Source organism: Enterobacter sp. N18-03635, assembly GCF_004006055.1.
Taxonomy (GTDB): Bacteria; Pseudomonadota; Gammaproteobacteria; order Enterobacterales; family Enterobacteriaceae; genus Enterobacter; species Enterobacter vonholyi.
The window spans coordinates 3,125,985-3,138,619 of sequence record NZ_CP034769.1; the positions used below are offsets into that span (position 1 = coordinate 3,125,985).

General features: G+C 55.8%; 11 protein-coding genes and 1 tRNA gene. 7 read left to right on the forward strand and 5 right to left on the reverse strand.

Annotated features, from left to right (window positions below; translation table 11 throughout):
* Window positions 1–147: 147 nt before the first annotated feature.
* Together ELK40_RS15595 and rplY are read left to right on the forward strand one after the other, a co-directional pair.
* Window positions 148–1,908 (forward strand): DEAD/DEAH box helicase, encoded by a 1,761-nt coding sequence (locus ELK40_RS15595; protein ID WP_127731740.1) that lies wholly within the window; start codon window positions 148–150, stop codon window positions 1,906–1,908.
* Window positions 1,909–2,033: 125 nt separating this feature from the next.
* The gene (gene rplY / locus ELK40_RS15600) at window positions 2,034–2,318 is read left to right on the forward strand and encodes a 50S ribosomal protein L25 (protein ID WP_008500956.1); all 285 of its coding nucleotides are present in this window, start codon (window positions 2,034–2,036) and stop codon (window positions 2,316–2,318) included.
* 50 nt (window positions 2,319–2,368) lie between these two features.
* On the opposite strand, the gene yejK is transcribed toward rplY, so the two are convergent.
* Window positions 2,369–3,376, reverse strand: coding sequence for a nucleoid-associated protein YejK (gene yejK, locus ELK40_RS15605; protein ID WP_109845346.1), 1,008 nt, complete (start codon window positions 3,374–3,376; stop codon window positions 2,369–2,371).
* Between the two features lie 134 nt (window positions 3,377–3,510).
* On the opposite strand from yejK, the gene ELK40_RS15610 reads away from it, so the two are divergent.
* The 3 genes from ELK40_RS15610 (at window position 3,511) to ELK40_RS15620 (ending at window position 5,667) form a co-directional block, all read left to right on the forward strand.
* Window positions 3,511–3,738, forward strand: a complete 228-nt coding sequence (locus tag ELK40_RS15610; protein WP_008500958.1) for a YejL family protein — start codon at window positions 3,511–3,513, stop codon at window positions 3,736–3,738.
* Window positions 3,739–3,757: 19 nt separating this feature from the next.
* The gene (gene yejM, locus ELK40_RS15615) at window positions 3,758–5,518 is read left to right on the forward strand and encodes an LPS biosynthesis-modulating metalloenzyme YejM (RefSeq protein WP_115875868.1); all 1,761 of its coding nucleotides are present in this window, start codon (window positions 3,758–3,760) and stop codon (window positions 5,516–5,518) included.
* Between the two features lie 72 nt (window positions 5,519–5,590).
* Window positions 5,591–5,667: transfer RNA gene (locus ELK40_RS15620), tRNA-Pro, on the forward strand.
* Window positions 5,668–5,703: 36 nt separating this feature from the next.
* Here the strand turns inward: ELK40_RS15620 and ELK40_RS15625 are convergent.
* Both ELK40_RS15625 and ELK40_RS15630 read right to left on the reverse strand, forming a co-directional pair.
* Entirely contained in the window at window positions 5,704–6,891 is a 1,188-nt protein-coding gene (locus tag ELK40_RS15625) for an MFS transporter (protein ID WP_115875869.1), read from the reverse strand.
* A gap of 124 nt (window positions 6,892–7,015) precedes the next feature.
* Window positions 7,016–7,276, reverse strand: coding sequence for a DUF2534 family protein (locus ELK40_RS15630; RefSeq protein WP_010433451.1), 261 nt, complete (start codon window positions 7,274–7,276; stop codon window positions 7,016–7,018).
* Window positions 7,277–7,485: 209 nt separating this feature from the next.
* On the opposite strand from ELK40_RS15630, the gene eco reads away from it, so the two are divergent.
* Window positions 7,486–7,989, forward strand: a complete 504-nt coding sequence (eco, locus tag ELK40_RS15635; RefSeq protein WP_127731742.1) for a serine protease inhibitor ecotin — start codon at window positions 7,486–7,488, stop codon at window positions 7,987–7,989.
* Window positions 7,990–8,092: 103 nt separating this feature from the next.
* Here the strand turns inward: eco and mqo are convergent, their stop codons facing one another.
* Entirely contained in the window at window positions 8,093–9,742 is a 1,650-nt protein-coding gene (mqo, locus tag ELK40_RS15640; protein ID WP_127731744.1) for a malate dehydrogenase (quinone), read from the reverse strand.
* 187 nt (window positions 9,743–9,929) lie between these two features.
* Between mqo and ELK40_RS15645 the strand changes: the two genes are divergently transcribed.
* Complete coding sequence (locus ELK40_RS15645) at window positions 9,930–11,219, forward strand: SulP family inorganic anion transporter (protein ID WP_127731746.1); 1,290 nt, start codon at window positions 9,930–9,932, stop codon at window positions 11,217–11,219.
* Here ELK40_RS15645 and mgtE read toward each other — a convergent pair.
* Complete coding sequence (gene mgtE, locus ELK40_RS15650; protein ID WP_127731748.1) at window positions 11,182–12,618, reverse strand: magnesium transporter; 1,437 nt, start codon at window positions 12,616–12,618, stop codon at window positions 11,182–11,184. The genes ELK40_RS15645 and mgtE overlap by 38 nt on opposite strands.
* Window positions 12,619–12,635: the final 17 nt, after the last annotated feature.

The following is a 12,635-nucleotide window of genomic DNA, read 5'->3' on the forward strand; positions in this document are numbered from 1 at the left end:
CTTTTTAGCCTTAATGGTGCAGGAAGTCGGACAACAGGTCCGAAAAAAGAAGCAGTCTGGAACGGTTCAGTATAATGGTCTGGTTGCGCCACTCAAGGGAAAAAGTTTCGTGGCATACTATGTGCGGAATAACGAAACCGAGACCCCATGACTTTTACACTTCGTCCCTATCAGCAGGAAGCCGTTGACGCCACCCTCGCCTGGTTCCGTAAACATCGCGAGCCGGCGGCGATTGTGCTCCCAACCGGCGCAGGCAAAAGCCTGGTCATTGCCGAACTGGCGCGTCTGGCCCGCGGCCGCGTGCTGGTGCTGGCGCACGTTAAAGAGCTCGTCGCGCAAAACCATGCCAAATATTGTGCGCTTGGGCTGGAAGCCGATATTTTCGCTGCCGGGCTGAAGCGTAAAGAGAGCCACGGCAAAGTGGTCTTTGGCAGCGTGCAGTCGGTGGCGCGCAATCTGGACCTGTTTCGCAGCGAATTTTCGCTGCTGATTGTCGATGAGTGTCACCGCATCAGCGATGACGACGACAGTCAGTATCAGCAAATCCTGTCGCACCTGAAAGACGTGAACCCTCACCTGCGCCTGCTGGGCCTGACGGCGACCCCGTTTCGCCTGGGGAAAGGCTGGATCTACCGTTACCATTATCACGGCATGGTGCGCGGCGATGACAAGGCTCTGTTTAGCGACTGCATCTACGAGCTTCCGCTGCGCTACATGATTAAACATGGCTACCTGACGCCACCTGAACGGCTGGATATGCCGGTGGTGCAGTATGATTTCAGCCGCCTGCAGGCGCAGAGCAACGGGTTATTCAGCGAAGCGGATCTTAACCAGGAGCTGAAAAAGCAAAAGCGCATTACGCCGCATATCATCAGCCAGATTGAAGAGTTCGCCGCGACGCGCAAAGGGGTGATGATCTTTGCCGCCACCGTTGAGCACGCGCGAGAAATCACCGGGTTACTGCCCTCCGGCGACGCGGCGCTCATCACCGGCGAGACGCCCGGCCCGGAGCGCGACCGCCTGATTGAGGCCTTTAAAGCCCAGCAGTTCCGCTATCTGGTTAACGTGTCGGTTTTGACCACCGGCTTTGACGCCCCGCACGTCGACCTGATCGCTATCTTGCGCCCGACCGAATCGGTCAGTCTGTATCAGCAAATTGTTGGCCGCGGCCTGCGTCTGGCGCCGGGGAAAACCGACTGCCTGATTCTGGATTATGCCGGTAACCCGCACGATCTCTATACGCCTGAGGTCGGCGCGCCAAAAGGAAAAAGCGACAACGTGCCCGTGCAGGTCTTTTGCCCTGCCTGCGGGTTTGCCAACACCTTCTGGGGCAAAACCACCGCCGACGGCACGCTGATCGAACATTTTGGCCGCCGCTGTCAGGGCTGGTTTGAAGATGATGACGGGCATCGCGAGCAGTGCGATTTCCGCTTCCGGTTTAAAAACTGCCCGCAGTGCAACGCCGAAAACGACATTGCCGCTCGCCGCTGTCGGGAATGCGACACGGTGCTGGTTGACCCGGACGACATGCTGAAAGCGGCATTAAAGCTGAAAGATGCGCTGGTGCTGCGCTGTTCCGGCATGGCGTTGCAGCCCGGCGCCGATGAAAAAGGCGAATGGCTGAAAATCACCTATTACGATGAAGACGGGGCGGACGTCAGCGAGCGCTTCCGGCTCCAGACGCCTGCCCAGCGAACGGCCTTCGAACAGCTGTTTATTCGCCCGCACACCCGCACCCCGGGGGTGCCCCTGCGCTGGATCACCGTGGCGGATATCGTGCGCCAGCAGGTGCTATTGCGCCATCCGGATTTTGTCGTCGCCCGCAAAAAAGGCCAGTTCTGGCAGGTGCGCGAGAAACTCTTTGACTACGAAGGTCGCTTCCGTCGCGCCAACGAATTGCGCGGTTAGCGGGACTTTTCATTGATGTGGGGGGCATTTGAGTATAAAATGCCGCCCGCTTCACATCCGTGAGGCAGAACACTCACCTGCTGCTGGGTCGCCTGTAGTAGGGTTTTAAATACAGAGAGAAATCAATGTTTACTATCGAAGCAGAAGTACGTAACGTGCAGGGTAAGGGTGCGAGCCGCCGCCTGCGTACCGCTAACAAGTTCCCGGCTATCGTTTACGGTGGCGAAGCTGCTCCAGTTGCAATCGAACTGGATCACGACAAACTGTGGAACCTGCAGACCAAAGCTGAATTCTACAGCGAAGTTCTGACCATCGTTGTTGGCGGTAAAGAAGAAAAAGTGAAAGTTCAGGCTGTTCAGCGTCACGCGTTCAAGCCAAAACTGACTCACATCGACTTCGTTCGCGCGTAATCGCAAACCTGTCGAAAAAAACCCCGCTTCTGCGGGGTTTTTTGTGCCTGCTATTTACCGCCCGAGGTGCGGCGCTGAAGCTGATCGCGCAGATTCGGCGGCGTGCCCTTAATGGTCAGCGTATCGGTGGCCGGATCCCAGAAGATACGTTCACCCAGCAGCATCGCATCAAAGTTAATGGTTAACCCACCGCCGCTGCCGGCAAACTTGGTTAACTGACGCAGCGTGCTGCGATCCGCCGGGAAGCTCTCTTCAAGCTCATAGCCCTTTTCTGCGGTAAATTCCTGGAAGCTGACTTCGCTGACGCCCGCCAGCTCTTTTGACAGCGACTCCAGCTCAATCTCTTCCCCTGCCTGCAGCTGTTCGTTGCAGTAGCTGTAAACCTGCTGACGCACCGTCTGGCGCTCAGATTTATCGAGCTGCGCTTCTGCTGTGAAATCGTCAACCGCCTGGAGCAGCCCTTTGTTCTGCGCTTTGGCGTTAAGCCCTTCACTGGCACCGAGGAAGTCCATAAAGAAATCCGCCACTTTGCGGCCCACGCGTCCCTTCAGGAAAGTCAGGTAGCGGGTCGACTCCGGGTTGGTTTCCCACTCGGTCAAATCAATACGCGCCACGATATCCGCATGGTTAATGTCCAGATAATGCGTCGAGCTGATATCCAGCTGCTCGTTCACGCGCATGCTGCTTAAGTTATTCAGCACGGTAACCAGCAGATACTCGACCGCCAGATAGCGGTAGTGGCAGAACAAGACAATCCCGCCGTCGGCGAACGGATATTTAGCCAGCTCGTCGCGCAGACGCCCGGTTGCCGCACGGCTAAACGCCAGGAAATCCTCTTCACCCTGGCGCTGCAGGCGCAGGCTATCGGCCAGTTCGCTGTCTTCGCTGAAAAGACCATAGGCTTTATTTTTGGCGCTGTAGACGCGATGCAGCTCTGCCATCATCTCCACCACGGTCGCCGTGGGTTCCAGTAACGAATCGCGCAGCACCACTTCAAGGGTTTGCTCATCACGCTTGATAAGCTGGTGCAAGGCAATCTGGTTGATTTCCAGACTCATGATAAACTCTCCTTTTAGACCGGGCGGTATTCAACCACCACCAGGACATGTGTGCAACAACAGATAAAAAAGGGGAAAAAAAGCTGTTGCTACGGTAATATGTTGCCCTTTCATCAACAAACTGATTTTGATTTATGCCACAACATTCCCGCTACAGTGATGAACACGTTGAACAACTGCTCAGTGAGCTGGTCAACGTACTGGAAAAACATAAAACGCCGACCGATCTCTCCCTGATGGTTTTGGGAAATATGGTCACCAACCTGATTAACACCAGCGTTGCTCCGGCTCAGCGTCAGGCGATCGCAAAATCTTTCGCCCAGGCTTTACAGTCGTCCGTCAGCAACGACCCGGCCCATTAAGGGATACGAACAACAGTTTATGGTGACGAATCGTCAGCGCTACCGTGAAAAAGTCTCCCAGATGGTCAGCTGGGGGCACTGGTTTGCCCTGTTCAACATTCTGTTGGCGACGGTCATTGGCTGTCGTTATCTGTTTGTCGCAGACTGGCCAACAACGCTAACCGGGCGTGTCTACTCCTGGATAAGCGTTGTCGGTCACTTTAGCTTTTTGGTTTTCGCCACCTATCTGCTGATCCTGTTCCCCCTGACGTTTATCGTCATGTCGCAGCGTCTGATGCGGTTCTTATCCGCCATCCTCGCGACGGTGGGGATGACGCTGCTGCTTATCGACAGTGAAGTGTTCACCCGCTTCCACCTGCATCTTAACCCCATCGTCTGGGAACTGGTGATTAACCCCGACCAGAACGAAACGGCCCGTGACTGGCAGCTGATGTTTATCAGCGTCCCGGTGATCCTGTTGATTGAGATGCTGTTTGCGACGTGGAGCTGGCAAAAGCTCCGCAGCCTGACCCGGCGACGCCATTACGCGAAGCCCGTCGCCGCGCTCTTTTTCGTCTCCTTTATCAGTTCGCACATCATGTATATCTGGGCGGATGCAAACTTCTATCGCCCTATTACCATGCAGCGCGCGAACCTGCCGCTCTCGTACCCGATGACGGCCCGTCGTTTCCTCGAGAAACACGGCCTGCTTGACGCTCAGGAGTACCAGCGCCGTCTTATCGAGCAGGGTAATCCGGAAGCCGTCAGCGTGCAGTATCCTCTGAGCGATCTACGCTATCGCGATATGGGGCGCGGGCAAAACGTCCTGCTGATCACCGTTGATGGCCTGAACTATTCCCGTTACGAGAAGCAGATGCCTGTGCTGGCCGATTTCGCGAGTCAAAACGTCTCGTTTACTCAGCATATGAGCTCCGGTAACACAACCGACGCGGGCATCTTTGGCCTCTTCTATGGCATTTCAGCCGGATACATGGACGGCGTACTCTCTACCCGCACGCCTGCGGCGCTGATCACCGGGCTGAATCAGCAGGGCTATCAGTTAGGGTTGTTCTCATCAGATGGCTTTAACAGCCCGCTCTACCGCCAGGCACTACTATCCGATTTCTCACTGCCAGCGGCACAAAATCAGTCCGATGCGCAGACCGCCGGCCAATGGATAAACTGGCTTCAGCGCTACGCGCAGGAAGATAACCGCTGGTTCTCATGGGTTGCCTTTAACGGCACAACGCTTGCTAACAGCAATAAGAGTGATTTCGCGCGCCGCTACGGCCGCGCGGCGGGTGATGTTGATGCGCAGATTGGCCGCGTGCTTGACGCGCTACGTGAGTCCGGCAAGCTGGATAACACCGTGGTGATCGTGACCGCAGGCCATGGCGTCCCGTTAGGTGACGAGACGAAGAGCATGAGCTGGTCACGCCCGAACCTGCAGGTTCCGCTGGTGATCCACTGGCCTGGCACCCCGGCACAGCGCATCAATATGCTTACCGAGCATAAAGATGTGATGACTACCCTGATGCAACGCCTGCTGCATGTCAGCACGCCAGCGAACGAGTATTCGCAGGGACAGGATCTCTTCAGCGCTGCGCGCCGCCATAACTGGGTCACGGCTGCCGGGAATGACACGCTGGTGGTGACCACACCGAAGCTGACGCTGGTGCTGAACAGTAACGGGAATTATCAGACGTATAATCTGCAGGGTGAACGGTTGAAAGACCAGAAACCGCAGCTGAGCCTGCTGCTGCAGGTCCTGACGGATGAGAAGCGCTTCATCGCTAACTGATTAATAATAAACCAGTTAGCGACAGATTCCCTTGCATTCAAAACGGAATCGAGTAGTATTCTTTTTATGCGTCGGCACGTAGCGCAGCCTGGTAGCGCACCGTCATGGGGTGTCGGGGGTCGGAGGTTCAAATCCTCTCGTGCCGACCAAAAACATACTGAAAACCAGCCTGATGGCTGGTTTTTTTATTTCGCCTCGTCCGGGGTTTTGCGCAGATACACCAGCGTAGCCAGACAAATCACCGCTCCGGCATAAAACGTATATTCCGCGCCAAACGTTTCCCATATCGCGCCGGCTCCCACGCTGGCGATTAATAATCCCACGCCGCTGACCAGACTAAAAATACCGAAAGCAGTGCCGCGCAGATCGGGCGGTGCGGTTTTAGCGATCATTGCCGCCAGTAATCCCTGGGTCATACCCATATGTACTCCCCAAAACGCGACGCCCAGAAGCATTCCAGCCCAGTGGGTGCTCAGCGCCAGCACAATATCTGCCCCAATCAGCATCACCAGGCCCCACTGCAGTAATCGGGTGTGGCTCATCCCGTCCGATAACTTGCCAAACGGATAGGCAGAGAGGAAATAGAGCAGATTCATGGCCACCATCACCAGCGGGATCAGCGCCAGCGGCACCCCCGACTGCTGTGCGCGCAGCACAAGAAATGCTTCACTGAAGCGTGCGAGCGTGAAGATGGCCCCCAGGCCAATGACCCACCAGCAGCCTTTCCCGAGACGCCTGAGGTTCTCTTTTTTGATGGGGTTCGTGCGTTTATGTTCGACGGGCGTTTTCGGCTCATGCAGGCCGAAGAAAAGCAGCGCCACGGCGAGCACGCCGGGGATCACCGCGATCCAGAAAATCGTGCGGAAATCATCGTTCCACAGCAGCATTAATCCTACGGCCAGCAGCGGCCCGAGAAATGCGCCGACGGTGTCCATCGACTGACGCAGCCCAAAGGCCGCGCCGCGAAGTTCCGGCGGCGTAACATCAGCAACCAGCGCATCGCGCGGCGCTCCCCGTATCCCCTTCCCGACCCGGTCGATTAAGCGCGCCCCAAGGATCATGCCGGAAGAAGAGGCGATAGCGAACAACGGTTTACTCAATGCGCCAAGACCGTAGCCCAGAACCGCCAGTCCTTTACGCTTGCCCAGATAGTCACTGATGGCGCCGGAAAACACCTTGATAAACAGCGCCGTAGCTTCAGCCAGACCTTCAATCAAACCAATGAAAATAACGCTGGCGCCCAGCGTCGTCACCATAAACAGCGGCAGCAGGCTGTGGATAATCTCCGAGGAGATATCCATTAACATACTGACGCCGCCCACCACCCAGACTCCTTTCGGGATCCGGCTGAGCGTTGCAAACCGGGATAACATTGCGCATCTCCTGCTTCATGTTGCACTGTCTTGTTCGAAACAGAATATCCTGGAAATGCGAATAAAAATTATTTGACATAAAAAAGCCACCCCGCAGGATGGCTTCGATATCGCAAATCGGCGTCTAGTGTTTATCACGTCCGCCCAGGAAGAAAATGCCCAGCGGGATGGCCAGCAGAACGGTGAACACCAGGCTGTAGACAAAGATCATCGCCGACTGCAGGACATACATGCTGGTTGTCCAGGCAGAGAGAGGAATGTTGTACTGTTCGATAACGCCAACAATCGTGGCCCGCCCCACGCACGCGGCAGCAATCATAAACACAACCAGCAGCGCCAGGAGGAACTTGCGGCCTTCAGGCGTTTTCAGTTTTGCACGAACCATCTCTCTTCCCTTTTACAGATGAATAACATTAAAGAGGGTCTAAAATAACACAAACGCCTGCCGGACTCCATGTCAGTACAAATCTCTACTTAAGTGGCAAATATGTGGTTTATTTCGCTATCCATATTGAAAATGTAAGTAAATAACACCAATCATTCATAATTGATATGTTAACCTGTGCAGGATCGTTTTGACATAAAGGAATGACAATGAAAAACGCACCTAAATTTGCCATCGCACTCATCGCCGCCGCATGTGTCAGCACCAGTGCTTTCGCCAGCGAAACACCTAAAGAGCAGCCGCTGGAAAAAGTCGCCCCGTACCCGAAAGCGGATAAAAGGATGAAGCGTCAGGTGATCCAGCTACCGGCACAGCAGGATGAAGCGAATTTCAAAGTGGAGCTGTTGATTGGCAAGACGCTGGAAGTGGATTGCAACCAGCATCGTCTGGGCGGTCAGCTGGAAAGCAAAACGCTGGAAGGCTGGGGTTACGACTACTACGTCTTTGATAAAGTAGCCTCTCCGGTCTCCACCATGATGGCCTGCCCGGACGGCAAGAAAGAGAAGAAATTTGTGACTGCTTATCTGGGCGACAATAGCCTGCTGCGCTACAACAGCAAGTTGCCGATCGTGGTTTATACGCCTGAAAATGTCGACGTTAAATATCGCGTGTGGAAGGCCGATGAGAATGTCGGACAAGCGGTAGTACGTTAAAACCAGGTCGAGTGCGCTCTGGTGCCCTCACCCCAGCCCTCTCCCACCGGGAGAGGGGGAAAACAGCAAAAACGGCAACCTATGTTGCCGTTTTGCTTTTACCTTACAGCGCGATATCCGCAACCGGTTTGTTTTCCGGCTGAGGCTTCAGCTCCGCTTTCGGCGCAGCATCCGCAGCCTGCGGTTTGATGTACTGCAGCTGCAGTACGCGGCTGGTGTATTCCAGCTCCTGCTCCGTCGCGTCCACGTTACCGTTCAGCTTCGTGCCGTAGGATGGAATAATGGTTTTCAGCTTCGCCTGCCATTCCGGACTGGCGACTTTATCTTTAAACACTTTTTCCATCAGGTGCAGCATGATTGGCGCAGCGGTAGACGCACCCGGTGACGCGCCCAGCAGCGCGGCGATTGTGCCATCCTTATCGCTCACCACTTCGGTACCCAGACGCAGCACGCCGCCCTCTTTCGGATCGCGCTTGATAATCTGCACGCGCTGACCCGCCTGCCACAGACGCCAGTCTTCTTTCTTCGCATGAGGATAGTACTCTTTCAGCGCTTCGAAACGGTCGTCGTCAGAGAGCATCACCTGGCTAATCAGGTATTTCACCAGATCGAAGTTATCCAGACCCACGTCCATCATCGGCTTGACATTAGAGGTGGTGGTTGCGCTCAGCAGATCCCACAGGGAGCCGTTTTTCAGGAATTTAGTGGAGAAGGTCGCGAACGGTCCAAACAGCACCACGCGTTTGCCGTCAAGCATACGGGTGTCAATGTGCGGAACGGACATTGGCGGCGCGCCCACGGAAGCCTGACCATACACTTTTGCCAGATGACGATTCACCACTTCCGGGTTATCGGACACCAGGAACTGACCGCCGACCGGGAAGCCCGCGTAGTCGTCAGCTTCCGGAATACCGGACTCCTGCAGCAGCTTCAGCGCCGCGCCGCCCGCACCGATGAAGACAAACTTCGCCTTGATGACGTGTTCAGCTTCATTGTTTTTCAGATCGGCAACGGTCACGCTCCAGCTATTATCCGCGTTGCGCTTGAAACCGCGCACTTCGGTGCTGAGCTGCAGATTGAAGTTCTCTTTTTTCTTCAGAGACGTCACCAGCTGACGGGTAATTTCGCCGTAGTTAACGTCAGTACCAATTTCGGTACGGGTCGCCGCCACTTTCTGGTTCGGGTCACGACCTTCCATGACCAGCGGAGCCCACTCTTTAATCTGCGCGTGGTCTTCAGAGTATTTCATCCCGCGGAACAGCGTGCTCTGCTGCAGAGCGGCGTAGCGCGCGCGCAGGAAGTTGACGTTCTGCTCGCCCCACACAAAGCTCATGTGCGGCACGGTGTTGATGAAGGAGTGCGGGTCGTGCAGCACGCCGCTGTTGACCTGATGAGACCAGAACTGGCGAGAAACCTGGAATGCTTCGTTGATTTCTACTGCCTTCTCGATACTAATGGAACCGTCCTTTTTCTGCGGCGTATAGTTCAGTTCCATGAGTGCCGAATGGCCGGTACCGGCGTTATTCCAGCCGTTCGAACTCTCCTGCGCCACGCCATCAAGGCGCTCGACCATGGTCATAGACCAGTCCGGCTGCAGTTCTTGCAGATAGGTTCCCAGCGTGGCGCTCATGATCCCGCCACCGATTAAAAGGACGTCCGTTTCCTGCTCTTTTGGTGCGTCAGCTTTCGCCGCCATGGAGACGGTGTTAAGCCCCACGGCCAGAGAAAAGAGCATGGCAGTCATTTTTTTCATAATTTATGCCTTAGTGTAAAAGTGCTTGATGCGTGGAAATTGCAGGTGAAAAAAGCTGCGGGGGCACGGTAACAACTTTTAAATATTGTTTAAAGGTTACGAAATTATTGTAATTGTGAAATTTAATGATGGATTGTTTGTGAGGAATTAGCGATGCGTCTGGTAAAGCGCGGTTTTACTGGCTAGTATGTTGCGTTTTGTGATCGCGCGCACGGAAGCCTGCCCTAACCAGCGAACTGTTATGTCCTTACCCCATTCTGCTGTATCCCCCGAAGAGCGCGTAGCCAACGTGCTGCGTTCCCCTAAGAAGCTGACGCGCGAAACGCTGGCAGGCGTGATTACCGCCCTGGCTCTGATCCCCGAAGTCATCTCGTTTTCGGTGGTGGCGGGCGTTGACCCGAAGGTCAGCCTGATCGCTTCCGTAGTGCTGTGTCTCGCCCTGTCCGTACTCGGTGGTCGTCCGGCGATGGTCACGGCAGCGGCCGGTTCCGTGGCGCTGGTCATTGGCCCGATGGTGCATCAGCACGGCGTGCAGTACATTCTTCCCGCCGTGCTCATGGCTGGCGTGATTCAGATTCTGTTTGGCGTGCTGGGCATGGCAAGGCTAATGCGCTTTATTCCCCAGTCGGTCATGACCGGGTTTGTTAACGCCCTGGGCATTTTGATCTTCTTAGCTCAGGTGCCGCATTTCTGGAGCCGAAGCCCGCTGATTGTGGGCCTGTTCGTGCTGACGCTGCTGATCGTGCTCTGGGTGCCGCGCTATATCAAAAGCATCCCTTCCCCGCTGATTGCGATTGTGCTGTTAACCTTGTTTACCGTTTCAACCGGGCAAAGCCTGCCGACCGTGGGCGATGAAGGCTCAATGAGCGGCGGTTTGCCGGGACTTAGTGAACTTCTGGTCCCCCTCAATGTACAGACGCTGAGCATCATCTGGCCGTGCGCGTTGAGCATCGCCTTTGTCGGCCTGCTGGAGTCCCTGCTCACGGCAAAGCTGGTGGATGAGCTGACCGCGACACCGTCAGGTAAACGCCGCGAAAGCATTGGATTAGGCGTCGGCAATATTCTGGCCGGATTTTACGGTGGTATAGCAGGCTGCGCGATGATAGGACAAACCATCGTTAACGTGGAGATGGGGAAAGGCCGAAGCCGCATTTCAACCTTCGCTGCGGGCATCGTGCTGCTAATCCTGGTGACGGCGCTCAGCGACGTGATGGCCAACATCCCGATGGCGGTGCTGGCGGGCATTATGGCGATCGTCGCCGTCAAAACCTTCAGCTGGCACAGCCTTCAGCCAGCCACGCTGAAAACGGCCCCGATTGCAGAAACGGTCGTCATGCTGGTGACCGTTGCCGCCACGGTATCAACCGGCAATCTGGCGATTGGCGTGCTGGGCGGGATTATCGTCATGGTGCTGCTTCCCGCCCGCATTAAGCGTCGGCTTAAAGCAGAAAAATCGTCGCCAGCCCAAGAAAAATAAAGAAACCGCCGGTATCGGTGATGGCGGTGATCATCACGCTCGACCCCACCGCGGGATCGCGACCCAGTTTGGTCATGGTCAACGGGATAATAACGCCCATCATCGATGCCACCAGCAGATTCAGCACCATCGCCAGCATCATCACTCCGCCTAACGCCATATCGTCATACAGCCACCAGGTGATGCCCCCCATAATGCCGCCCCAGACCAGGCCGTTGATCAACGCCACACCCATCTCTCTGAAGATCAGAAAGGCGAAGTTGCCGGGCTGAATATTCTCCAGCGCCAGCGCGCGAACAATCATCGTGATAGTCTGATTGCCGGTATTACCGCCAATCCCGGCCACAATCGGCATCAGCGAGGCCAGCGCCACCAGCTGCGAAATAGTGTGTTCAAAGCCGTCAATCACGCGGGAGGCGATAAACGCGGTACACAGGTTAATGGCCAGCCACGCCCAGCGCGTTTTCACCGCCTTGCCGACCGAAGCATGGACGTCATCTCCCGCGCTGATCCCCCCCAGCGCACGCAGGTCGTTGTCGGTTTCTTCATAAACGACGTCAACGATCTCGTCGATGGTCAGACGCCCCATCAGTTTGCCAACGGAGTCCACGACGGCGGCACTGACGAGGTCATCACGCTCGAAGGTACGCGCCGCTTTTTCCGCATCGTCCTCCGGGGAGAAGACCATCGGCTCGTTTTCCATCACCTCGCTCACCTTCCGCTGGGTGCTGTTGAGCAGGATGGTTTTCAGCTCCAGCTCGCCGAGCAGGGTTTTGTCCCGGGAGGTGACAAACAGCTTATCGGTGTTGTCCGGCATTTTGCCCAGGCGACGCAGATAGCGCTGCACGGTACCGAGCGTCACGTCCGGTCGCACCGTGATAACGCCGAACTCCATGATCGCGCCGACGCTGTTTTTCTCGTAGTGCATCACCTGACGCACGCGCGCCCGCTCCTCCGCAGGCAGTGACGCCAGCAGGCGACCGGTCAGGTTTCGCGGCAGGTGCTGAACGAGGTAAATCTGCTCGTCGATATCCAGCGTTTGCAGAGCGTCAAGAATATCCCGGTCGCTCATCTCGTCGATCAGGTCGTCCCAGACGTTTTCGGAGGCCTCAAGCAGCACCTGTCCGCGCTCGTGATCCTGTACCAGACGCCAGAGGGCGTGACGTTCTTCCGAGGGAAGCGCTTCAAGGGTGTCCGCCAGATCCGGCGGGGGTAAGTGAGCAACCAGCGCACCTACCTCAGCAATATCGTCGGCCAGAGTGCCGACATCATATTGCTCAGCCAGGGTGAGTTTGCCTAATAGCGTAGAAGTGACCGCTTTATCGGTCGTGAGGAGCCAGATGAGTCGCGCGCGCTCCTGGTCACGCTGTCTGGCGCTGTTTTTCTTTAATACCGACATCAATCATAAATCCATTA